Genomic DNA, 22,640 nt, shown 5'->3' on the forward strand with positions numbered 1-22,640 from the left:
TTGACCACGCACAGCGACGCGGTCTTGAATCCCGGCGGGACGGGGGAAACCAAAATGGCTGACGATGCAGATGTGATCGTGATCGGCGCCGGACTTGCCGGTCTGGTCGCCGCAACCGAGATCGCCGACGCCGGCAAGCGCGTCATCGTACTCGACCAGGAAAGGGAACAAAGCATCGGCGGCCAGGCCTTCTGGTCGTTCGGCGGATTGTTCCTGGTCGATTCGCCGGAACAACGCCGGCTCGGCATCAAGGATTCCGCCGAACTCGCGCTGCAGGACTGGATGGGCACTGCGGGTTTCGATCGCGAGGAGGATCACTGGCCGCGCAAATGGGCCGAAGCCTATGTCGCGTTCGCGGCGGGCGAGAAGCGTGACTGGCTGCGCGCGATGGGCCATCGCATCTTCCCGGTGGTCGGCTGGGCCGAGCGCGGCGGTTACGACGCCATGGGCCACGGCAATTCGGTGCCACGCTTCCATGTCACCTGGGGCACCGGCCCCGGCATCGTCGAGCCGTTCGAGCGTCGCGCGCGCGAGGCCGCCAGGAACGGACAATTGGTGTTCAAGTTCCGCCATCGCGTCGATGCACTCAGCATCAGCAACGGCACAGTCGATGGCGTGAGCGGCGCGATCCTAGAACCGTCAGACGTCGAACGCGGCAAGAGCTCCTCGCGCAACGTCGTCGGTGATTTTTCGCTGCGCGCGCAGGCGGTGATCGTCGCCTCCGGCGGCATCGGCGGCAATCATGATCTGGTGCGGCAGAACTGGCCGAAACGGCTCGGCGAGCCGCCGAAGTTCATGATCTCCGGCGTGCCCGAACATGTCGACGGCCGCATGATCGGCATCACCGAGCAAGCAGGCGGACGGCTGATCAACCGCGACCGGATGTGGCACTATGTCGAGGGCATCCAGAACTGGAACCCGATCTGGCCGCGCCATGGCATCCGGATCCTGCCGGGACCGTCGTCGCTGTGGTTCGACGCCACGGGCAAGCGGCTGCCGGCGCCGCTGTTCCCGGGCTCCGACACGCTCGGGCAACTGCACTACATCATGGGCACCGGCTACGACTATTCGTGGTTCATCCTGACCCAGAGCATCATCAAGAAGGAGTTCGCGCTGTCGGGCTCCGAGCAGAACCCCGACCTCACCGGAAAGAGCTGGCGCATGACGATCAAGCGCGCCACCAACAAGGGCGCGCCGGCGCCGGTCGAGGCCTTCAAGCAGCACGGCGCCGACTTCATCGTGCGCGACAATCTCACTGAGCTCGTCGGCGCCATGAACAAGCTCGTCGGCAATGATCTCTTGAGCCTCGACGCGATCAAGACCCAGATCGAGGCGCGCGACCGCGAGATCACCAATCCCTATGTCAAGGATGCGCAGGTGATGAACCTGCACAATGCGCGGCGCTATATCGGCGACCGGCTGATCCGCACCGCCAAGCCGCACCGCATCCTCGACCCCGAACACGGCCCGCTGATCGCGGTGAAGCTCAACATCCTGACCCGCAAGACTCTCGGCGGTTTCGAGACCGACCTGGATTCGCGCGTGTTCGGCAACGACCACCAGATCATCCGCGGGCTCTATGCGGCCGGCGAAGCCGCCGGCTTCGGCGGCGGCGGCGTGCACGGCTATCGCTCGCTGGAAGGCACGTTCCTCGGCGGCTGCCTGTTCTCGGGGCGCAACGCGGGACGAGCTGCGGCGAAGGCGGTGGGTTAGGGCACGCCCCTCGTCACGGAGGAGACGGCGAAAGGAAAATGAAAGAGCCCGCCGGGTTTGAACCGGCGGGTTCTCATCAGTGAGTCCGAATTTCTTGAGCGATGTTGGCGCTCACGCCACCTTGGTGAAGAGCGTGAGAATGCCGTTGCTGAGATTGACCGCGACGACCTGTGCCGAGCTCAGTCCCTTCGCCTTGAGCACGGATGTCGCTTCCTGGGACGCGTCGATGGAACCGCGCAGGTTCTTCAGGTCGTCCTCGCTTGCCTTTGCGATGACAGCCTCGACCCTCGAGCGGACTTCGGGCTTCAGTTCCTTGACGTCCACGACCTGTATAGTCTTGATCGTGCCGGGTTGGTCAGACTGAGCCTGCGGCGGTGCGTTCGGTTGCGTTCCCTGCGTTTGCGCCCAGACAGGAGTTCCAAGCAAGAGCGCGGCAGCGATGACGGATGCCGTAGAGATGCGCATGAGCATTCCTTGTGCTGATTGCCCCCAACACATCCCGCGACAACGAGCTTTCCTCGCTGATGGTTCCGGCCGGAATCCGCTCTCCAAACCAGTTCCCAGCGGAAGTTACGGAACCGTCGATAGGGGCGCTGCCAAAATATCGAAAACAACCCCATGCAAAGTAGCCGGCGGTGGCTGCGTTCGACCAGCAACTTGACACGTCGGGCAACTCAGGGGCACACTTCTAACATTCCGAAATTGCGCAAAGCTCCTCTCCTCAACACTGTCGCGTAAGGCCTGAGCCCGCGCGGATGGTGCCTACATGCTGCGCCGAACGCACAACCGACCTCGTCGGCTATGTTCGAGTTCTGAAGGACGCGCCCGCCCCACCTTCCGCACAAGAGCGTCCGCTTTCGTGAGTGAGCAGACCCGGGTTAGGCGGGCCGCGTTGGTCGCGTTGCGGACCCGAAGCCGACATTAGCCCTCGGGCACACCAGCCAAACGCAAACCATCGCAAAATCGCTCCCGCCCAGCGATGTAGGACGGATTGTCGCTGAATTTGTAGGCGCGCACTCGGCGGATGGTATAGCCGGGGTTGAGGGCGAGCGCGGTCTTTACGGCGGCTCGCGCCTCATCTGTCGCGCCGAGTAAGCCCAAGGCAGCAGCCAACGTAAAATAAGAGGGGGGAAAATTGCGGTTCGCTTCAATGCTCCGTCTTAACCAGGCAACGGCTTCGGCATCGGCGCCGAGTTGCAGCTTGGATGCGGCGACAAAATGCATCCACTGATAGGCTCTCAAATCACGAGGAGAGAGTCGGAGAGCCTCGAGTATATGGCCTTCGGTCTCAGCAGACTGACCCAGAAAAAATTTGGCCAAACCGATAGCGCTATGAGCGGCGGCTAAATTGCGATCGAGCAGTAATGCGTGCTCGCATTCAGCGATCCCTTCGGCGGCACGGTTTGTAAAGATGCAAATGCTACCAAAGACGAAGTGAGCAGCTGCATGGTCAGGAGCCAATGAGAGCGCTTTCATCACGTTTGCTTCGGCTGCTGAAAAGTGCACGGTTCGGTCGTCAGTAAGAAGGGTGGCCCCTATCATTAGATCGACGGTTGCTACGCCAACCAGCGCTCCGACACCTCGACTGTCGATAGCTAAGGCGCGTTCGAAAAAATTGCGCGCCCGAGCCAGATGTTCAGGGTTGCTTCCCTCGTAGGAGCAAGCCTGCCCCTGAAAGGTCAGGTCCATTGCATCCGGATGGAGTGATCGCTCCGCTCGTCGTGCCTCAGCGACAACGAGTTGGGCACCTAATGTGTAGGCGAGTCGTGTTACGATCTCGTCCTGCATATCGAAGAGATCGGCTACTGGCTTTTCGAAACGCTCGGCCCAAAGATGGTTGCCGTCCTGAGTACTGATCAACTGCACGTTCACACGAAGCCGCGCGCCACTTTGCTGCACTGAGCCTTGAATGACGTAACGGACATTCAATTCGCGGCCTATTTGCTTGAGATCGATCGGCTTTCCCTTGTAAGTGAATGCGGTATGCCGGCCTATAACGAATGAGCCGCTGATTCTTGACAAATCAGTCGTCAGGCTCTCGGTCACGCCGTCGACGAAGTACTCTTGGCGCGGATCATCGGCAAGATTGGTGAAAGGTAGTACCACTATTGAAAGATGAGGCGCCGAAAGGGCGGTCTGCCAAGCGCCTATGGCGTTTGAGCCCAAGCTAGGCTCTGCCCAGACGATGGCATAGGCCCGCACTGGGTGAGATATATTTTTGAGGCTCTTCTCGCCCATATCGGCGAATTCGACGCGAACCTTGCCCCGCACATGGTCGTAGGCAGAAGACGAGATGCATATACCGCCGGGCTCTGCGATGCTCTCAAGCCGCGCCGCGATATTCACTCCATCGCCAAAAATGTCATGGGGCTCGACAATTACGTCGCCGACATTGATGCCCGCGCGGAAAGCAATGCGCCTATCTTCCACATCACCGAGCGTAAGTTCCTTGACGCTGGTCTGGAACAGTATCGCAGCTCGAACTGCTTCAACCGCGCTCGGGAACTCTGCCAAGAACCCATCCCCGGTGTTCTTGACGATGCGGCCGCCGTGTTCGGCGATTGCCGGTTGGACAGCCTTCGTTAGAAGCGAAGTCAGTCGAGTGTGTGTATCCTCTTCGTCACGATGCATGAGCCGCGAATAGCCAGCCACGTCGGCGGCCAATATAGCCGCCAACCTGCGCTCGAACCGGACCGGCCGCTCCTGCACCATGACACCATGCTAACCCAGGATGCCAGTATGCGACAGATCAAATGGGATGCCCGGCTGGGCCCGGCTTGATTTAGATCAACACCAACCTCGCGTCCAAGCGCGTGCTGCAGCAGGTAATTCTCCTCGAACGATGGTTTTGCGCTTTCAGTCCAGCAGCGCTGGGAATGCGGCGATGATCCAGAAGCCGGCCCACTTGGACCACCCGACTTGGCAACCCGCAGCCGTGCTGACGCTTGCGCTCGGCCTGCTCAGCGGATGCAACGAGGCGAAGAACAAGCTGGTTCTTCCGGCACCGGCCAATGTCGGCGTCGCTGCGCCCATGCAAAGGGCCGTAACGCCCTATCTTGAGCACACAGGAACCATGACGGCCTTTGCTTCTGTCGATCTGGTCGCTCGCGTGAATGGCTATTTGAAGTCCATCAACTATGTCGACGGCGCAACCGCGAAAGCTGGCGAGATCCTGTTCGAAATAGAACCGGCACCCTATCAAGCGCAGCTGAGTGCAACCAAAGCGGCCCTCGACGGCGCCAAGGCTGGGCTGGTGCAGACACAGGCAGAATTTGAACGCCAGGACACTCTGTCCAAAGAGGGTGTCAATACGCAGGCAAATCTGGACAAGGCTCGCGCGAACAGGGATACCGACAAGGCAAATGTCGAATCGGCAGATGCCAATCTGCAAACTGCTCAAATCAATCTTTCGTACACTCGCGTCGAGGCACCATTCGATGGAACCGTCACACGTCATTTGGTGTCGCTTGGCGAACTCGTAGGCGTCGCGGGGCACACCAACCTAGCCAGTATCGTGCAGCTTGATCCGATCTACGTGACCTTCAATGTCAGCGATCAAACTCTGATGAAGGTTCGCGAGAACGGTCGTCTCACACTGGCTGAGCTTCAGCAGATTCCGATCGACGTTGGCCTGATGGACGAGGAAGGTTTCCCCCATCGAGGCACGATCAACTACGTATCCCCGAACATAGACCCGCAGACGGCAACAATTCTCGTGCGTGGCGTATTTGAGAATAAGAACCACGCACTGCTCCCCGGCATGTTCGTTCGGCTTCGCGTTCCAATGGGCCCACCCAAGCCGGACGCGTTGCTGGTCCCCGACAGAATCCTGCAACAGAATCAGGAAGGCCGCTACCTGCTCGTCGTAGGTGCCAACGACGAGGTTGAGCAGAGGGCTGTGCAGCTTGGCGAACTCGATGGCCAATTGCGTGTCATCACCGCGGGACTGAAGCCGGACGACAAGGTCGTGATCACCGGATTGGACCGCGCAATCCCGGGCCGGAAGGTCAATACCCGGCCGATTTCGATCGCGAGCGCAGCAGGCGGCACCGATAAGTCCAAGTAGACACACGGCACCCGAAAGGGGACGGCCATGTTTTCAAAGTATTTCATTGAGCACCCGGTCCTCGCAAATGTCGTGGCAATCGTGCTGGTTTTGATCGGCGCGGTCTCGGTTTTCAAACTTCCAGTCGCGCAGTATCCCGACATCGTGCCGCCGACGGTACAGGTCACCACCCGCTATCCGGGCGCGAGCGCCCAGACTGTCATCGATAGCGTAGCGCTGCCGATCGAAAACCAGGTCAACGGCGTTGAAGGCGCGCTATATATGCAGTCCACCAGCGCCAGCGACGGCACCTATACCTTGATTGTCACGTTCGCGATCGGTACCGATCTGAACTTCGCGCAGGTGCTGGTGCAAAATCGCGTCTCAGCCGCGCTGGCCTCGCTTCCTACTCAGGTGCAGGCGCAAGGCGTGACGGTGCAGAAGAAGTCCACCGCGATTCTCCAAATCGTCACGTTGAGCTCGCCGGACAGTCGTTTCGACAGCCTCTTCATGAGCAACTACGCCACGATCAATCTGGTGAACGAATTGGCGCGGCTGCCGGGCGTTGGCAACGTCAACGTTTTCGGCACGGGCGAATACGCGATGCGGATCTGGATGGACCCGCAGAAGATGTACGCGTTCGGCCTCATTCCTCAGGACATCATCAGCGTCGTCAGCCAACAAAGCCAGCAGGCAACGGCGGGACAAATCGGGATACCGCCAACGCCTCCTACTCAGGACTTTCAGTACACCGTCAACATCCAGGGGCGACTTTCCGATCCCGCGCAGTTTGACAACGTGGTCGTGCGCGCCGCTACGGCGGACGGCGGCCGCCTCGTGCGCCTCAAGGACGTGGCTCGCGTCGAGCTTGGGGCACAGACTTATTCCCAGAGCTTCCGTCTGGACGGAAAGCCCGGCGCCGGCATTGCCATCTATCTGACGCCCTCGGCGAATGCCCTGGAGGTCGCAAAACTCGTCAAGAACAAGATGGAGGCCTTGTCGCACGACTTCCCGACCGGCTTGTCCTATACGATCCCCTTCGACACAACGACGTTTGTCGAGACGTCAATCAATGAGGTCTACAAGACGCTGTTCGAAGCCGGCATCCTGGTGTTGATCGTCATCCTGATGTTCCTGCAGAACTGGCGCGCTTCGCTTGTGCCTGCCACAACGATCCCGGTCACTATCATCGGAGCCTTTGCGGCGATGGCCGCATTGGGCTTCTCGATCAACCTCTCGACATTGTTCGGCATCGTGCTTGCGATCGGCATCGTGGTCGATGATGCGATTGTCGTCGTCGAGAGCGTATCGCGCGAAATCGAGGCGGGCTTGCCCGGACGCGAGGCCGCCGTCAAGGCAATGAGCGAGTTGTTTGGTCCTATTGTCGGCATCACCCTCGTGCTGATGGCCGTGTTTATTCCGGCGTCGTTGCTGCCAGGGCTCACAGGACGCATGTTCGCCCAATTCGCACTGGTGATTGCGGCCACCGCCCTGCTGAGCGCGATCCTGGCGACAACGCTGAGCCCGACACAATGTGCTTTGCTGCTCCGAGAACCGGTGCCCCCGGATCAGCGAAATTTTTTCTTCCGTGGCTTCAACTCTGTCTATGACCGGTTGGAAGGGGGCTACACGTGGCTGGTCGGTAGAATGGTGCATTTGAGTGGCCTTATGGTGGTGATCGCGCTTGGACTGATCGCCGGGGGTGTTTTCGGCCTCACGCAATTGCCGACTGCGTTTATTCCGAACGAAGACCAGGGATACGGGCTGGTCGTGGTTCAGCTTCCTGATGGCGCCTCATCGGAACGCACGCAGGCAGCCCTGACGCAGGCCGCGGAGATCGCCAGGCAGCAGCCCGGCGTCGCGGACTCGCTCGCCATTTCCGGCCTTTCCGTTCTCGACAATAATGCGACCTTGGCGAACGCCGGCATCGCCTATGTGACCTTCAAGCCTTGGAGCGAGCGAGGCCAGGCCAAAGACCAGGATCTCAGATCCATCATGCGCGGCATCCAGGGCCGACTTTCTGAGCTCACGGATGGTAGAGGTTTTGTGCTGGTGCCACCACCGATTCAGGGCGTCGGCAATGCCGGCGGCTTTTCGATGCAGTTGCTGCAGCGCGATGGCACATTTGACTACAAGAAGATGCTCTCTTCGGCGAACGCCGTGATAGACGCCGCCGAATCGCAATCGACGATCGAGCGAGCAGTGACGTCGTTCCGAACGGACTCGCCACAGCTTGAAGTCGTCATCGATCGCACCAAGGCGGAGACGCTTGGGGTCTCCGTCGGCAGCGTCTTTGCCGCGTTGTCATCATACCTCGGCTCGACCTACGTCAACCAATTCAACAAGTTTGGTCTCACGCTTCAAGTCTACGTCCAGGCAGACTCGCCTTATCGCCTGCATCCGGACGATCTTCTCAAGCTCAATGTCAAGACCGCCGATGGCAGCACCATACCGATCGGATCATTGGCGCAGATCCGTCCGGCTGTCGGCCCCTCGCTGATCAGCCTGTTCAATCTTTATCTGACTGCGACCATTTCGGGGGCTGAGGCACCGGGCTTCAGCTCAGGCGAGGCAATGGACGTGATGGAGGAGGTCGCAAGGCGCACACTGCCGCCCCGCACCGATTTCGCGTGGAACGGCATGTCCTATCAGGAGCATGCGGTCGGCAATCAGCTTTACATGGCCTTCGCGCTCTCACTGCTGCTGGTCTATCTCTGCCTTGCCGGACAGTACGAAAGCTGGTTGTTGCCATTGGCCGTATTACTGGCGGTGCCACTCTCTCTGCTTGGACCAGTCGGCGCGCTCACGGCGCTTGGTGTTGCAAACAATCTTTATGTCCAGATCGGCCTCATGCTGCTGATCGCGCTATCGGCCAAGAACGCGATCCTGATCGTCGAGGTCGCGCGCGAACGGCGAGCCGCTGGACAGGAACTGCTTGAAGCCGCCGTTGAAGCGGCACGGACGCGCTTTCGCCCAATCCTCATGACGTCGTTTGCATTCCTGCTTGGTGTCTTACCATTGGTGACGGCTACAGGCGCCGGTGCCAATGCTCGTCGATCGCTCGGTATATCCACCTTCAGTGGCATGGTCGCGTCCACCTGCCTCGCCGTGCTGTTCGTTCCCTCATTCTTCGTTGTCATGCAGCGTCTTGAGGAACGCCGACGAGGTAAACAATCGACGGTTTCCGCTATCACGGCTTCGCCTGCAGAATAGCTTGTTGCAAGCAAGACGACACAAGGGCGGCCTGACGTTCGAAGAAGGTTTCCAATCTTTCTCGTTGTTCGCTTGCCGCGCTACAGCGCAGGCCCCAGTTGCAGCCGCCAAGAACCAGGACCCGGGTCGATTGATTGCGCCTCATTGCCGGCCTAGTATGTCATGCGCAGCACAGCCACGGCCCTAATCTCTTTGCCCGGCTTGGATTGCGTCATTGAAGGCTTAACCGACAAAGCGCTTCCCTTTTGCTAAATGTGCATAGTGCGGCATCCAATGGTTCCTTAGCATGCGTGAAACCCTCGACAGCGCAGCGTTGTTGCACCGGAGTGAATCATGAGCGCGCCTCGCCATGTTGCGATTTTCCTTCTTTTGTTGCTCTCTATCATTCTATCTGGGCGTTCAGAGCTTATCGCAAGGGCGAATGCCGAGACAGTCAAGGGCATGCTGGCAGCTCAGATACGCAGCCAGGGAATCGCGTGCGACAAACCCCGGCACGCAGTCCGGGACGCAAAGCGATCAAAGCCAGATCATGACGTCTGGATCCTGACATGCGAAAACGCGACTTACAGGGTCAGCCGCTATCCCGACCTTGCGGCAAAGATCGAGCGGGTTCGATAGCCCTCCGGCGCCTCAGGTTGGGACCGGAACGTCGACCGAAGCGCACGTTCGGCGTGGATGCCGATAGGGCGTCCGTTGTTGTCAGTGTCATCAGTCGATAGCGCCCGATTTTCTGTTGCGGTGCACGAGCCGGCTTGTGGCCCGTGCCGGACATTCACTTAGGCGTCGGTGGCGTCTGCTGCTGAGGGCAATCCGGACCCCACCATTTCCGCATGCTCGTACCGGATTTATGGGTACGCACCCTAATCTTACTGCGTCATAGATCTGGTCGCTCATCCTGAGAGGCCTTGACGATATGCCGGTCCGTCGTTGCGAGGAGCTCGCGACGAAGCAATCCATGCTTCCGCAAGCGGGACTAGTCCGCCTCCGCACTGAGAAAGCGGACGCCGAACGTGTCGGCGTTGGCTTCGCCCCAGTCGTAGAGCGCCTGAAGCATCGGCTTCAGCATCTCGCCGCGCTTGGTCAGGCAATAGCGTGAGGAGCCGCCGCCACGCTCCTGCTTGACGAAGCCTGAATTGCAGAGATCGCGCAGGCGCTCGGTCAACACCTTGTCGCTGAGCTGCGGGATGTCGTGGCGCAATTCGCCGTAGCGCATCGGCCGGAGCTTCAGCCGGCTCAGGATCACGGTCTTCCATTTGCCGCTGAGCTGATCGATCGAGAACTCGACCGGGCAACCATATTTGCGCTTGGTCTTGCGGATCATCGCAATCTCCCGCGGCACTTTCCATCTGGTTCGTTGAGAGCCGCCGTCGATGCATTTAAGCACGCTTTGCACGGGTTGGGCGAGTTCAGGGATCGATGCAAGGCATGACAGAGAACAGTTCCGCCCAAGGTCCGAGCGACCAGCAACATCCGCGCAAGCGCATCATCGTCAGACGCAACGGGCCTTATGAGCCCGAGCCCGGCATCCCGATCGTCGATCATCTTGGCGTGCCGGTCGCCGCCGAGGCCCCGGTGCGGCTCTGCCGCTGCGGACAATCGCAGACCAAGCCGTTCTGCGACGACAGCCACGTTGCGCGCGGCTTCACCGACGCCAGGGATCCACGGCGCGTGCCGGACAAGCTCGACGCCTATGCGGGGCAGCAGGCCTACGTGTTCGACAATCGCGGCACCTGCGCGCATTCCGGCTTCTGCACCGACCGGCTCAACGCGGTGTTCCGTCTCGGCGAGGAGCCGTTCGTCGCGCCGAGCGGCGCGCGCCTCGACGACCTCATCAATGCGGTGCGCCGATGCCCATCGGGCGCGCTCGGCATCGGCATCGGCCCCGCGCGGGACGCCAACCTGTCCGACCTCGACCGGCCGCCGCAGATCGAAGTGTCGAAGGACGGTCCCTATCGCGTCACCGGCCAGGTCGAACTGGTCGACGAGGATGGCGCGCCTGTCGAGCGCAACGCGGGTGCATCACAGGAGCATGTCAGCCTGTGCCGCTGCGGCTCGTCGCTGAACAAGCCGTTCTGCAGCGGCATGCACTGGAACGTCGCATTTCACGATCCCGTGCCGGATCCGATGCGCGAGCCGACGCTGTTCGAATGGGCCGGCGGCTACCCCGCGCTGCTCGACATGACGCGCATCTTCTACAGCCGCTACGTGCCGGAAGATCCGTTGCTCTCCCCGCTGTTCGCCGAGATGTCGCCGGACCATCCGGAACGGGTGGCGGCGTGGCTCAGCGAGGTGTTCGGCGGACCTCGGTTTTACACCGAACGCTATGGCGGCTATCGGCGGATGGTGTCGCAGCACATCGGCAAGGAGATCAGGCCGGAGCAGCGCGCGCTATGGGCCACCTACATGGTGCAGAGCGCCGACGATGCCGGACTGCCGTCCGATCCGGAATTCCGCGCCGCCTTCGTCGCCTATATCGAATGGGGCTCGCGAATCGCGGTGGAGAATTCCGGCGCCGGCGCCAAACCGCCGCCGAACATGCCGGTGCCGCGCTGGTGGTGGGTCTGCAACGCAACGCCCGCCGCGCGGCCGTCGGCTAGCGCAGGTGACGCACAGGCTGAGAACGAGCTCGGCGTCGCGCTGCCCGGCCCCGACGAGGCCGTGCAATTCGAGCAGCACATCCGGCCGCTGTTCCGGCCGATGGACCGCAACTCGATGCTGTTCGCCTTCGATCTCTGGAAGGAGGCGGACGTCGCCCAGCACTGCCGGCAGATCCTGGCTCGGCTGGAGGCCGGCACCATGCCGTGCGACGGCGCCTGGCCGGCCGAACGGGTGGCGCTGTTCGCCCGCTGGGCCGATGCGCGGGACGCACCGACCGGATCGTGAAGCCACGCTCCGGACAGACCGGTTGAACCCGCCTCGCCGGCGTGCTGCAATCGCCGCAATAAGGCGGGTTTCTTTGGCGATGCGACAATATCCAATCGGCTTGCTGGTACTGGCCGGCGCACTCGCGTTGAGCAGTGGGCCGGCGGCTGCGGATTCGCTCGTCGTCAACGGCACGACGCGAACCTTCACGCTGCAGCCTCCGGCCGCCAAGCCAGCGTCGCTCGTGATCGTGCTGCACGGCAAGACCCAGAGCAGTGCCGACATGATCACGCGGACGTCGTGGCCGTTGATCGCAAGGCGCGACGGCTTTGCAGCAGTCTATCCCGACGGATTGAACCGCGCCTGGGCCGACTCGCGGCCGGACACGCGCCGCGCCGGCAATTCGCCGCCGGAAGGCACCGACGACGTCGCCTTCATCACCCAGTTGATCGCAAAGCTCGTCGACGACGGCACCGCCGATCCGAAGCGCATCTATGTCACTGGCATCTCCAACGGCGGCGCGATGGCCATGACGCTCGCCTGCGAGCGCGCCGACCTGTTCGCCGCGGCGGCCAGCGTCGTCATGAACCTGACCGATGAGTCAGCCGGGGCCTGCCGGCCCGCGCGTCCGGTGCCGATGCTCCTGATGAACGGCACCGTCGACCCGCTGATCCCCTATCAAGGCGGCCGCGGCAGCAGCTATTTTGCAGCCGACGGGTTCTGGTCGACCGAGCGCACCCTGGAATTCTGGCGACGCATCGACGGCTGCGAGGCCAAAGACGCCGCAGCCACCGATCTGCCCGACCGCAACCCGTCCGATCAATCGACCGTCACGCGGATCGACTCGGCCTGCCCGCAGGGACGTGACGTGGTGCTATACCGCGTGAATGGCGGCGGTCATCGCATGCCCGGCCACTTCCCCGACGCGCATTTTACGAAACTGGCGGCGTCGCTCCTCGGCCCCCAAAACGGCGACATCGACGGCGCCGACACGATTTGGGCGTTCTTCGCGCGATTTCCGTGAGATGCGCGGTTGCAAAATGCGTAGTGGCGGCAAGCCCCGCATCGGGGTAGACATGCCCGCCATTCAAGTGGAGACCCAAATGAGCATTCAGCGTTTCGAAACCGGCCCGCGCATGAGCCAGGCCGTCGTGCACGGCAACACCGTCTATCTCGCCGGCGTCGTCGCCGGCAAGGCCGCGGGCGGCAGCGTCACCGACCAGACCAAGGACATCCTGTCGATCATCGACGGCCACCTCGCCAAGGCCGGCACCGACAAATCGAAGTTGCTCAGCGCGACCATCTACATCACCGACATGAAGACGTTCCCGGAGATGAACGCGGTGTGGGACGGCTGGGTCTCGGAGGGTAACACCCCGGCCCGCGCCACCGTCGAAGCCAAGCTCGCGGCGCCGCAGTACAATGTCGAGATCATGGTCGTCGCGGCGAAATAGACGCGACGCACGTCATCGCAGGGATACGGGATGCCCCGGATTGCAAAGCGCAATTCGGGGCATTTTCATTTTGCACTCACGCGCGGATCCGCGCTCGCTCGCCCGCGGCCTCATCGAGATCGGACTGAAGCCAGCGGGCAATCCGGCGCCACGGACCGGCGAGAGCCTTGCAACCCATGAACAGCCCGAGGTGACTGCACGGCTCGGTGTCGCATTGCAGCCACGCGGGCGGCGTACCTAGGAGCCGCAATGTCGCAAATGCCTGATCGGCCGGAACAACGATGTCGTTCTCCGCAGCGAGCAGGAAGACGGGCAGCTTCACCGTGGCAAGATCAACCTTGCTGCCAAGCGCGACAAAGTCTCCGGCCGCGATCCGGTTTTGGCGAAAGATCCAGTCGGTCACTTCGAGATAGTAGGAGCCCGGCAAATCAAGCGTCTCGCTGTTCCAGCGCATGAAGCGATCGAGCAGGCCCTGTCCATCGTCCGACTTGCCGTCGATCCGCCGCTGCAGCGCCGATTCCACGTCAAGCGTGCTGAGCGGGGCGCTCCATACCTGCAGCATCTGCTTGCCGCTGACGATTCCGTTCCCCTGGCGCACCAGCGCCTCAAAACCTTGCTGCGGAAGCGATGCGACCATCCTCGAAAGCTCTGACGGCACAGAGACGTCGACCGGGCTGCCCGCCAGCACGAGCCGCCGCACCTTGCCAGGAAAGCGCGCGGCATAGAGCAGCGACAGCCAGCCGCCCTGACAGAGACCTGCAAGGTCGACGGGCGGCCCGATCGTGTCGACGGCCACGTTGAGGTCGGACAGATAGGTGTCAATCGAGAAATATCGCATCTCCGGTGCCGCCGAGAGCCAGTCCGTGAGATAGAGACGTGCAATACCCGCCGCCTGCAACGCCTCCATCAAGCTGTGGCGCGGTGCAAGGTCCGCTATCTTCGCGCGATGCAACGCGTAGGGCGCGCACACCAGCAGCGGCTGGCCTTCGCCAGCTCTCGAGAAGTCCAGCAGACGCATCGACGGCAGTTGCAGCGCCACCGAATTGGCCGTCGTCCAGGGCAGCGCCGCCACTTCGTCCGCCGCATCTGTCGGTTCGGGCGCGCGACTGGGGTACCACTGCGAGTAGATATCGAGCGCCAATCGCGTAGCTTCAAACGGCCATAGCCAAGCGTGCTGCACCCAGTCGGCGCTGGCACTTCGTTCCGATGGGTCCGCCTTTTCGTGCAAGCTCATTCACCGATTGATCGCCACCGGAATAGTCCGACCGGCACGGATCGAAGCCTTGATCCTGATCAAGAACCGACGAATTCACGTTGGTCACTCTACGCCAAACCCGCTGGGACGGCAGCCACGCCGGGACGTCACGATTTCGCGATCCCGGCACGCATTGCAGCCAAGCGGGGACACCATCGCTTCAGCGGCTATGCGGCGCGCGCCGCGCCTTTCTCCGCATCGAGCTTGCGCGCGAACAGCCAGCGGAAATAGGTCAGCGGCGCATCCGCGCCGATCGCAAGCAGCTGGTAGTCCGGATCGACGTCGAGCACCTTCTGCTGCGCTTCGATGAAATCCTTGTCCTCGTTGAAGGCCTCCTCGAGGGAATGCCGCAGCGACAGCGCAATGTTCGGATTGTCGGTGTCGAAATCGTGCAGATAATTCCAGAAGAAATGCGTGGACGAGCGCGTCTCCGGCGTCATGAACTGCGCATTGCGATACGACCGCGTGCCCGGAACCTGAACGCCCTTCTCCGCGCCCTGCCCCGCCGGCGCAAACGTGGTGTCGAGGGTGAAGATACCAGGCACGATCATGCGGCCGATGTTGCGACGATCGACCTGGTCGTCGCGGTTGGAAATCACCTTCTTGTGGTAGGGCGGCGCATCGGCGCCCATGTGCCAGCGCTCGACGCGGAAACCGTCGTCCAGCTTCTCGATAGCCACCGGCTTGGTCTTGTAGGCGTACTCTTCGGATCCGCCGAGCGTGTTGGTGTGCACGAAGGCGAGATGCGCGAAGTCGCTGAGGTTATCGACGATCAAGAGCCAATTGGCCTTGTAGTGCATGTAGCCCGGCAGGCCGCGCCATTTGGGATCCTCGAGCGGCGGATAGTCGAGGATCAGCTTCGGATCGGCCTTCTCGGCATCGCCGGTCCAAATGAAGATCATGTTGTAGCGCTCGACCACCGGATAGCTGCGCACGCCGAGCTTGGCGGGGATCGCCTCCTGGCCGGGGATCTGGATGCACTTGCCGTCGGCCGCGAACTTCATGCCGTGATACATGCACCTGATGTCGTCACCCTCGACGCGCCCCATCGAGAGTGGCGCGGCGCGATGGCAACAACGGTCGTCGAGCGCGACCACCTTGCCGCTGGCGCCGCGATAGATCACGATCGGCCGCTCCAGGATGGTGCGCGCCAGCTTCTTGCCGTCGATCAGCTCGTGATTCATCGCCGCCACATACCAGGCGTTGCGCAGGAAAATTCCGTCATCGGCCATGTCACCCTCCCAATGCAATGTTGCTTGCCATCAGGTTAGGTGATCCCGGTCATCGGGATAATCCGATTTGGCTGGACACACTGTACCGCTGGATGGACAATCGGACATGGAGTGGCGCGACTGGGAGCTGTTTTGCGAGGTTGTCGAGCATGGCGGCTTCACCGCGGCCGCGCGCGTGCTCGGACATCCCAAATCGAGCCTCAGTGCTGCGGTGCAGCGTCTCGAGGCCAATCTCGGGCTGCGGCTGATCGAGCGGACCACGCGGCACCTGCGGCTGACCGATTCCGGCGAGACCATCTATCGCAAGGTGCGCCCGCTGTTCGCCGCGCTGCACGACACCCACAGCGAGGCGCTCGCGATGTCCAGCGCGGTTGCGGGCACCCTGCGCATCAAGGCACCCTACGAATTCGGCGCGCACCACGCCGGGCCGGTCGCCTGCGCTGTGATGGGCCGCTATCCGGAGCTCGCGATCCGGATCGACGTCGAGCACGACATCGTCAACCCGGTCGCCGAGAACTACGACATCGTGTTCGCGATGCTGGAGGCGCCGCTGCCGTCGGCCGGCATCGTGATCCGCCGCGTCTTCACCCTCGAGCGTGGCCTGTTCGCGGCACCGTCGCTGCTGGAAAAGTTCGGCGAGCCGCGTACTCTGGAGGAGCTAAGACAACTGCCGCTGTTGACCGGCCCCAGCGATCCGCCATGGGCGATCACCGCGCCGGGCGGTGCCGTCGAGCATCTCGCCGTGGATCGCGCGCGGCTCACCAGCTCGAACGCCCATGTCCGGCTTCAGGCGGCGCTCGCCGGCCATGGCGTGCTGCGGGTCACCGCGAGCTACACCCGCGCCGCGGTCGCGGCCGGCGAGTTGCGACGGCTGCTGCCGGACCATGCCTGCGAGCCACTCAACGTGCATGCGCTGCTGCCGGCGCGGCAATTTGTCCCGGCAAAAGTTCGCTGCTTCCTCGATGCGATGGAAGCGCACGCGCGCGGTGATCCCGAGGCCTATATCAGGCCGTAGCCGTTGACTGGGTCTTTTTGGCCGATCGCCATTTTCTTGGGAACCTGTCCGGCCGGTTGGCATCCAATGGTAATATACCGCCAACAGTGAGGGCGAGCCCGCCATGCGCCAGGCCCATGTAACGTCTCCACCGCCGATCCGCTCAGGCGATGCCGAGCTCGTGCAACGCGCGCTCGCCCGCGACGAGGCTGCGATCCGTGCCATCATGCAGGCGAACAATCGCCGGCTGTTCCGGCTGGCGCGCGGCATCCTCCGCAACGACAACGAGGCCGAGGATGTGGTTCAGGACGCCTATGTGCGCGCCTTCACTCATCTGAACCAGTTCCGGGGCGACTCCAGCCTCTCGACCTGGCTGTCGCGGATCGCGATGAACGAGGCGCTCGGCCGCCTGCGCAGCAAGCGCGCAAGCGTGGAATGGTCCGAGCTGCCGAAAGGCGCCGTTGAAGCCCAAATCATCCCGTTCCCGCTGTCGTCAGCGGACGATCCGGAAAAATCCATGGCCCAGCGCGAAATCCAGCATGTCGTCGAGCACGCAATCGACGAGCTGCCCGAGGCGTTCCGCCTCGTGTTCATCACCCGTGTGATCGAGGGCATGAATGTCGAGGAGACCGCTGATATCCTCGGCCTCAAGCCGGAGACCGTGAAGACCCGCCTGCACCGCGCCCGGACCATGCTGCGCGACAATGTCGAGCGGAAGATCGGCCCCATCGTGATGGAGGCCTTTCCCTTCGCGGGCCGGCGTTGCGAGCGACTGACCGAGGCGGTCCTGAAACGGCTCGGCGTCACAGCATAGATTTTTGGGAACCTCTGGCTATCAGCACCATCCAACTCCTGTGCAAGCAACGACGTGCCGTGCGCTACGCCCGGCTCAACAGGAGTGTCAAACCATGTTCGTTCGATTGAGCATCGCGGTCGCCGCGCTCGGCGTTCTCACCGGCGCTGCGCTGGCCCAGGGTGCAAAGCTGACCGATCCGCAGATCGCGCACATCGCCTACACGGCAGGTGTGATCGACATCAACGCCGCCAAGCAGGCGGAGAGCAAAGCATCCAGCAAGGACGTCAAGGCGTTCGCCAAAGACATGGCACGCGACCATGAGGCGGTGAACAAGCAGGCGCTCGACCTCGTCAAGAAGCTCAAGGTGACGCCGGAGGACAACGACACCAGCAAGGCGCTGTCGAAGCAGGCGGCCGACAAGCTCGCCGAACTCGGCAAGCTGAAGGGCGCAGCCTACGACAAGGCCTATATCGACAACGAGGTCGCCTACCACAAGACCGTCAACACCGCGCTGGAGACGCAGTTGATCCCCTCGGCCAGCAATCCCGAGCTGAAGAGCCTGCTGCAGACCGGCTTGAAGATCTTCCAGGGCCACGAGCAGCATGCCGAACATGTTGCGGCGGGCATGAAGTAGGGATACGCGCGATGTCGCCCGGACGCTATCTCGCAACGCTCGCTTTGTTCGCGCTCGGCGCGATGGCTGTCCCGGCGCATGCAGCCACCATCCAGATCGTGATGGAGAATATGGTGATCTCGCCGGCCGAGGTATCGGCCAAGGTCGGCGACACCATCGAATGGGTCAACAAGGACGTATTGGCGCACACCGCCACGGCGAAGAACGGCGACTTCGACGTGACGATTGCGCCGAAGAAGACGGCCAGGTCGGTTCTGACCAAGGCCGGGACCGTCGACTATTACTGCCGCTTCCACCCCAACATGAAGGCGGTGCTGACCATCGCGCCATAGCTTGCGCGATGACCTGCGAGGTAATCGATCGGCGCACGCGAACCTTCGATAGTCCGGACAGCCGCACAGTCCGGCAGATCAGAAGGAGAGCACCATGACCGACCATACCAACATCGCCCGCCGCTATATCGCGCTCTGGAACGAGCGGATGCCGAGCCGACGGCGCGAGATGCTGAGCGAGAACTGGACCGCCGACGCGCGCTATGTCGATCCGATGATGAGCGGCGACGGCCATGACGGCGTCGACGCGCTGATCGCGGGCGTGCAACAGAAGTTTCCGGATTTCACCTTCAAGCTGATCGGCGAGCCGAACGGCTTCGGCGACCATGTCCGCTTCTCCTGGGGCCTCGGGCCCGACGGCGTCGACAGCCCGATCAAGGGCACTGATTTCGCCACGTTGAAGGAAGGACGGATCAGGAGCATCACCGGCTTCCTCGACCAGGTGCCGGGCGCCTGAGGCGGCCGTCGCGCGCCCCTCGCGGCGCGGAACGTACCTCTAACCACGTCATTCCGGGGCTCGCGAAGCGAGAGCCCGGAATCCATCGGGCTACGAACTCTATGGTGAGATGGATTCCGGGCTCGACGCTGCGCGTCGCCCCGGAACGACGAGGGGATTGAGCCGCGCTGCTGGATACCCCAATAGCCAGGACCGCGACGCTTCCACGCCGGCCACCTCGCTGCTAGTCTTCCCGAAACACAGGGAGGACGCCATGAAGGCAGATTTCGCCTTCAAGACTTCTGTTATCAGCGACATCACGCCGGCGCTGCTGGCGATCGGCCGCGACGGCTTTCCGCAGGCGCTGATCGGCGCGCTGCGCCGCGTCGCCGGTGTCGGTCACTGCATGGTGTTCTCGTTCACAGGCCCGCGGTCCGCCGCGTGCCTGCTCGACGTCGGCAACATCCCGACCGGGCGCGATCTCGGCATCGCCTATTCGGAACATTTCCATCAGGCCGACCCGAACCGCGATGCGGTGTTCGAGGGGCAAGCGCAGGCCGTGCCGATCGTGCTGCCGACCTTCGCCCGCCGGATGTACAGCGACGGCTACCGCAAAATCTTCTTCGACGATTCCGACATAGTCGACAAGTTCGCCTCTGCGATCTGGACCGGCGATACCTGCTTCTACGTCAATTTCTACCAGATCACCGCGCAAGGCCGCTTCAGCCGCGAGCAGATCGCGCGCCTCGCCGCGGTCGCGCCCGCGTTGACCGCGGCGGTGGCGCGGCACTTCCAGCGCGACCCGATAGCCGACGCCGATCCGATCGCACGGCTGAAGAGCCTGTTTGCGACTGCCGAACCGCTCGCCAGACTGACCGGCCGTGAGAAGGAAGTCTGCCTCGGCATCCTCTCGGGCCTCAGCTCGGAAGCGATCGCCGCCGAGCTCGGCATCGGGCTGCACTCAGCCCTCACCTATCGCAAGCGTGCCTATGACAAGCTCGGCATCTCCTCGCAGAACGAGCTGTTCGCGATCGCTCTGCGCCTGATGGCATCGGCACGCCGGCTGAACTGAGGAACCTTAAGCGGCCATCTCCCGCTGTCCCCAACGGTGGGGACAGACCGGTCGCGCCTGCCGGCCTATGCTCGGTTCGAAACCTGAAGCCAACCTGAGATCACGTCGTGAGCACCGCTCCCCATTTCGACATCGACGTCCCGGCCTTCTGGCAGGATCCCTATCCGACGCTGGCGCGCATGCGCAAGGAAGCGCCGATCGCGTTCGTGCCGCAGCTCGGCAGCACGCTGCTGTGCACCCGCGACGACATCTTCGTCTCCGAGAAGCAGATCGGCGTGTTCTCATCGCACCAGCCCGAGGGGCTGATGAACAAGCTGATGGGCCACAACATGATGCGCAAGGACGGCGATGCGCACATGAACGAGCGCAAGGCGATCTTCCCGGCGGTCTCGCCGAAGACCGTCAGATCGCACTGGACCGCACTGTTCGCCGGGCACGCGACGCGCATCCTCGACGAGTTGAGGCCGGACGGCGTGGTCGATTTCGTGCAGGCCTTCGCGCTGCCTTTCTCGGCCGAATGCCTGAAATCGATCACCGGTCTCACCAACATGCGCTTCCAGGACATGAACGCCTGGTCGCAGGGCATGATCGACGGCATCGCCAATTACACCGGCGATCCCGCGATCGAGGCGCGCTGCCATGCGGCGACCTCGGGCATCGATGCCGCGATCGACGACATGGTGCCGGTGTTGCGCAAGACGCCCGACCTCAGCCTGCTCGGCGTGCTGCTGCAGACCGACATGCCGATGGAGAGCGTGCGCGCCAACATCAAGCTCGCGATCTCGGGGGGCCAGAACGAGCCGCGCGACGCGATCGCCGGCACGGTGTGGGCGCTGCTGACCCACCCGGACCAGCTTTCGCTGGCAATGAGCGGCGCGATCCCGTGGCTGCAGGTGTTCGAGGAGTATGCGCGCTGGATCTCGCCGATCGGGATGTCGCCGCGGCGGATCGCAAAGCCCTGGACGATCAGGGACGTTGCATTCGAGACCAACGAGCGCGTGTTCCTGATGTTCGGCTCGGCCAACCGCGACGAGAAGCATTTCGCCAAGCCTGATGCATTCGACGTGCGCCGCGACGCCAGCAAGAGCATCGCGTTCGGCGCTGGTCCGCATTTCTGCGCCGGCGCCTGGGCTTCGCGCGCCATGGTCGCCGACGTCGCACTGCCGGCGATCTTCGAGAGGCTGACGAATCTGCGCCTCATCGCGGACAAACCGCCCCGGATCGGCGGCTGGGCGTTCCGCGGCCTGCTGGATCTGCCGGTGACCTGGGACCGGTAGAACGCGTCGCCGTCTGCCCTTGCCTAGACACATCGAGACATGAAAAGGGCCCGCCGAGGCGTGCCGCCCCATTCGGGCGCTGCCCGATCGCCAAATGCGCGCCTGTTGCGTTGCGACACCGTGCCGCCGCAACCGGTCGGATGGCTGTAATCAAACTGTCACGAATCCATTTCAATCCGCCGTTATTGATGAAACTGCAGTCAGTTGAGCGGTCACAAGGGATTTCAGATGAACCCGAACACCAACGGTAGCAGTCACGATACCGCCTTCCACCATGATGCCCCCGAACAGGATTCCGAGGAAGGCGGCGGCATCAACAAGACGGTCGCGGTCGTCGCGGTGGTGGCTGTCGGTGCTGCCGTGTTCGAAGCTGCCTTGCTCCCGGGACTTGCGCTTGGCGTTGCCGCCGTCGCGGCGCCGAAGTACCTGCCGAAGCTCGCCGGCGCCCTCAATCCGCTGTTCAAGTCCACCGTTCGCGGCACCTACAAGTTCGCACAGAAGTCGCGCGAGATGTTTGCCGAAGCCCACGAGCAGGTGAACGACATCGTTGCGGAAGTGAAGGCCGAAAACCAGGCGCAGGAAGGCAAGGCGGCGGCTGAGGGCCGGGCTTCGTCGGCGGCCTGAACCGGGTCCGACCGGTAGCTGCAAGGCGGCGAAGCGCGGCGACGACCGACCTTGCGACGCCGCCACGGCGCGCAATCGTGTGCGACGACAGTATCATTCGCGTCCCCGCGCCAGCGCTGGAACGCTGTGAGAGGTATGCGATGACCAAGATGAAGCTGCAAATTGCGCATCAGGTTCCGGGCCGGATTCGCATGAAGGTGCCGTCGGCCAAGGAAAACCCCGAGCTTCTCGAACAGATCAAGCAGACCTTCAGTGTCATTCCCGGCATCGAGGACGTCATCGTCAACCCGGCGACCGGCAGCATCGTGCTGCATTACGACACCGACCGGCACGACGAATTTCACGGCAAGCTGGAGCATCACACCGGCGGACACTACAAGCCGCCGGCCAATGAAATCGACGCACTGGCGACCAAAATCGAGCAGGAAGCCGAGTACCTCGCCGAGCACTCGCATACGGCCAGGGTCGTCGTCGATTTCTTCAAGGATCTCGACAACGGCATCAAGGTCGCCACCGGAAATGTGGTCGATCTGAAGATTCTGCTCGCCACAGGCATTGCCGGCTTCACCATCTTCGAAGTCGGCGCCAATGCGGCGACGCCGGTTTGGGTCACGCTGGCGATCTTTGCCCTCAACCACATGATCCAGGCCAACATGGCTGCCGCAGAGCAGGCGGAGCCGGCAGGCGCGACGGCCTGACCC

At 62.6% G+C, this 22,640-nt stretch carries 20 protein-coding genes; 15 read left to right on the forward strand and 5 right to left on the reverse strand.

Annotated features, from left to right (window positions below):
- Window positions 1-54: 54 nt before the first annotated feature.
- A complete protein-coding gene (locus ACE103_RS39345; RefSeq protein WP_375777347.1) occupies window positions 55-1,713 on the forward strand; it encodes an FAD-binding dehydrogenase in 1,659 nt (552 codons plus the stop codon).
- 111 nt (window positions 1,714-1,824) lie between these two features.
- Here ACE103_RS39345 and ACE103_RS39350 read toward each other — a convergent pair whose 3' ends face one another.
- Window positions 1,825-2,178: a hypothetical protein gene (locus tag ACE103_RS39350; protein WP_375777348.1), complete on the reverse strand. Its 354-nt coding sequence runs from the start codon at window positions 2,176-2,178 to the stop codon at window positions 1,825-1,827.
- Between the two features lie 456 nt (window positions 2,179-2,634).
- Entirely contained in the window at window positions 2,635-4,425 is a 1,791-nt protein-coding gene (locus ACE103_RS39355; RefSeq protein ID WP_375777349.1) for an adenylate/guanylate cyclase domain-containing protein, read from the reverse strand.
- Window positions 4,426-4,597: 172 nt separating this feature from the next.
- On the opposite strand from ACE103_RS39355, the gene ACE103_RS39360 reads away from it, so the two are divergent.
- The gene (locus ACE103_RS39360) at window positions 4,598-5,779 is read left to right on the forward strand and encodes an efflux RND transporter periplasmic adaptor subunit (protein ID WP_375777350.1); all 1,182 of its coding nucleotides are present in this window, start codon (window positions 4,598-4,600) and stop codon (window positions 5,777-5,779) included.
- 27 nt (window positions 5,780-5,806) lie between these two features.
- Window positions 5,807-8,971 (forward strand): efflux RND transporter permease subunit, encoded by a 3,165-nt coding sequence (locus tag ACE103_RS39365; RefSeq protein ID WP_375777351.1) that lies wholly within the window; start codon window positions 5,807-5,809, stop codon window positions 8,969-8,971.
- Window positions 8,972-9,944: 973 nt separating this feature from the next.
- Here the strand turns inward: ACE103_RS39365 and ACE103_RS39370 are convergent.
- Window positions 9,945-10,292: a helix-turn-helix domain-containing protein gene (locus ACE103_RS39370; protein ID WP_342724912.1), complete on the reverse strand. Its 348-nt coding sequence runs from the start codon at window positions 10,290-10,292 to the stop codon at window positions 9,945-9,947.
- 104 nt (window positions 10,293-10,396) lie between these two features.
- Between ACE103_RS39370 and ACE103_RS39375 the strand changes: the two genes are divergently transcribed.
- The 3 genes from ACE103_RS39375 (at window position 10,397) to ACE103_RS39385 (ending at window position 13,287) form a co-directional block, all read left to right on the forward strand.
- Entirely contained in the window at window positions 10,397-11,854 is a 1,458-nt protein-coding gene (locus ACE103_RS39375) for a CDGSH iron-sulfur domain-containing protein (RefSeq protein ID WP_375777352.1), read from the forward strand.
- A 79-nt stretch (window positions 11,855-11,933) separates the two neighbouring features.
- Window positions 11,934-12,857 (forward strand): alpha/beta hydrolase family esterase, encoded by a 924-nt coding sequence (locus ACE103_RS39380; protein ID WP_375777353.1) that lies wholly within the window; start codon window positions 11,934-11,936, stop codon window positions 12,855-12,857.
- A gap of 79 nt (window positions 12,858-12,936) precedes the next feature.
- Window positions 12,937-13,287 (forward strand): RidA family protein, encoded by a 351-nt coding sequence (locus tag ACE103_RS39385; RefSeq protein ID WP_028339041.1) that lies wholly within the window; start codon window positions 12,937-12,939, stop codon window positions 13,285-13,287.
- A 76-nt stretch (window positions 13,288-13,363) separates the two neighbouring features.
- Here the strand turns inward: ACE103_RS39385 and ACE103_RS39390 are convergent, their stop codons facing one another.
- Window positions 13,364-14,359 carry an alpha/beta fold hydrolase gene (locus ACE103_RS39390; RefSeq protein ID WP_375781271.1) on the reverse strand — a complete coding sequence of 332 codons (996 nt, stop codon included), beginning with the start codon at window positions 14,357-14,359 and terminating at the stop codon, window positions 13,364-13,366.
- Window positions 14,360-14,709: 350 nt separating this feature from the next.
- On the reverse strand, window positions 14,710-15,774 hold the full coding sequence (locus tag ACE103_RS39395) for a Rieske 2Fe-2S domain-containing protein (protein WP_375777354.1): 1,065 nt from the start codon (window positions 15,772-15,774) through the stop codon (window positions 14,710-14,712).
- Window positions 15,775-15,841: 67 nt separating this feature from the next.
- On the opposite strand from ACE103_RS39395, the gene ACE103_RS39400 reads away from it, so the two are divergent.
- The 9 genes from ACE103_RS39400 to ACE103_RS39440 all read left to right on the forward strand — a co-directional run bounded on the left by ACE103_RS39400 (window position 15,842) and on the right by ACE103_RS39440 (window position 22,637).
- On the forward strand, window positions 15,842-16,789 hold the full coding sequence (locus tag ACE103_RS39400; protein WP_375777355.1) for a LysR family transcriptional regulator: 948 nt from the start codon (window positions 15,842-15,844) through the stop codon (window positions 16,787-16,789).
- A 103-nt stretch (window positions 16,790-16,892) separates the two neighbouring features.
- Window positions 16,893-17,582, forward strand: a complete 690-nt coding sequence (locus tag ACE103_RS39405) for an RNA polymerase sigma factor (protein ID WP_375777356.1) — start codon at window positions 16,893-16,895, stop codon at window positions 17,580-17,582.
- Window positions 17,583-17,676: 94 nt separating this feature from the next.
- A complete protein-coding gene (locus tag ACE103_RS39410; RefSeq protein WP_375777357.1) occupies window positions 17,677-18,198 on the forward strand; it encodes a DUF4142 domain-containing protein in 522 nt (173 codons plus the stop codon).
- Between the two features lie 11 nt (window positions 18,199-18,209).
- A complete protein-coding gene (locus tag ACE103_RS39415) occupies window positions 18,210-18,530 on the forward strand; it encodes a cupredoxin family copper-binding protein (RefSeq protein WP_375777358.1) in 321 nt (106 codons plus the stop codon).
- 94 nt (window positions 18,531-18,624) lie between these two features.
- Window positions 18,625-18,987, forward strand: a complete 363-nt coding sequence (locus ACE103_RS39420) for a nuclear transport factor 2 family protein (protein WP_375777359.1) — start codon at window positions 18,625-18,627, stop codon at window positions 18,985-18,987.
- Window positions 18,988-19,240: 253 nt separating this feature from the next.
- On the forward strand, window positions 19,241-20,038 hold the full coding sequence (locus ACE103_RS39425) for a helix-turn-helix transcriptional regulator (protein ID WP_375777360.1): 798 nt from the start codon (window positions 19,241-19,243) through the stop codon (window positions 20,036-20,038).
- Between the two features lie 107 nt (window positions 20,039-20,145).
- Complete coding sequence (locus ACE103_RS39430; protein ID WP_375777361.1) at window positions 20,146-21,315, forward strand: cytochrome P450; 1,170 nt, start codon at window positions 20,146-20,148, stop codon at window positions 21,313-21,315.
- A 228-nt stretch (window positions 21,316-21,543) separates the two neighbouring features.
- Entirely contained in the window at window positions 21,544-21,939 is a 396-nt protein-coding gene (locus tag ACE103_RS39435) for a DUF5132 domain-containing protein (protein WP_223966034.1), read from the forward strand.
- Between the two features lie 140 nt (window positions 21,940-22,079).
- Window positions 22,080-22,637 (forward strand): HMA2 domain-containing protein, encoded by a 558-nt coding sequence (locus ACE103_RS39440; RefSeq protein WP_375777362.1) that lies wholly within the window; start codon window positions 22,080-22,082, stop codon window positions 22,635-22,637.
- The last annotated feature ends 3 nt before the right edge of the window (window positions 22,638-22,640 follow it).

Origin of the sequence: Bradyrhizobium sp. ma5, from assembly GCF_042258955.1 — a bacterium.
GTDB lineage: Bacteria > Pseudomonadota > Alphaproteobacteria > Rhizobiales > Xanthobacteraceae > Bradyrhizobium.

Coding starts and splice junctions, on each gene's coding strand:
- ACE103_RS39435 (WP_223966034.1), top strand. CDS start 21,544: ATGAACCCGAACACCAACGGTAGCAGTCACGATACCGCCTTCCACCAT.
- ACE103_RS39415 (WP_375777358.1), top strand. CDS start 18,210: ATGTCGCCCGGACGCTATCTCGCAACGCTCGCTTTGTTCGCGCTCGGC.
- ACE103_RS39365 (WP_375777351.1), top strand. CDS start 5,807: ATGTTTTCAAAGTATTTCATTGAGCACCCGGTCCTCGCAAATGTCGTG.
- ACE103_RS39410 (WP_375777357.1), top strand. CDS start 17,677: ATGTTCGTTCGATTGAGCATCGCGGTCGCCGCGCTCGGCGTTCTCACC.
- ACE103_RS39345 (WP_375777347.1), top strand. CDS start 55: ATGGCTGACGATGCAGATGTGATCGTGATCGGCGCCGGACTTGCCGGT.
- ACE103_RS39420 (WP_375777359.1), top strand. CDS start 18,625: ATGACCGACCATACCAACATCGCCCGCCGCTATATCGCGCTCTGGAAC.
- ACE103_RS39405 (WP_375777356.1), top strand. CDS start 16,893: ATGCGCCAGGCCCATGTAACGTCTCCACCGCCGATCCGCTCAGGCGAT.
- ACE103_RS39355 (WP_375777349.1), bottom strand. CDS start 4,425: ATGGTGCAGGAGCGGCCGGTCCGGTTCGAGCGCAGGTTGGCGGCTATA.
- ACE103_RS39375 (WP_375777352.1), top strand. CDS start 10,397: ATGACAGAGAACAGTTCCGCCCAAGGTCCGAGCGACCAGCAACATCCG.
- ACE103_RS39370 (WP_342724912.1), bottom strand. CDS start 10,292: ATGATCCGCAAGACCAAGCGCAAATATGGTTGCCCGGTCGAGTTCTCG.
- ACE103_RS39380 (WP_375777353.1), top strand. CDS start 11,934: ATGCGACAATATCCAATCGGCTTGCTGGTACTGGCCGGCGCACTCGCG.
- ACE103_RS39350 (WP_375777348.1), bottom strand. CDS start 2,178: ATGCGCATCTCTACGGCATCCGTCATCGCTGCCGCGCTCTTGCTTGGA.
- ACE103_RS39360 (WP_375777350.1), top strand. CDS start 4,598: ATGATCCAGAAGCCGGCCCACTTGGACCACCCGACTTGGCAACCCGCA.
- ACE103_RS39395 (WP_375777354.1), bottom strand. CDS start 15,774: ATGGCCGATGACGGAATTTTCCTGCGCAACGCCTGGTATGTGGCGGCG.
- ACE103_RS39425 (WP_375777360.1), top strand. CDS start 19,241: ATGAAGGCAGATTTCGCCTTCAAGACTTCTGTTATCAGCGACATCACG.
- ACE103_RS39440 (WP_375777362.1), top strand. CDS start 22,080: ATGACCAAGATGAAGCTGCAAATTGCGCATCAGGTTCCGGGCCGGATT.
- ACE103_RS39385 (WP_028339041.1), top strand. CDS start 12,937: ATGAGCATTCAGCGTTTCGAAACCGGCCCGCGCATGAGCCAGGCCGTC.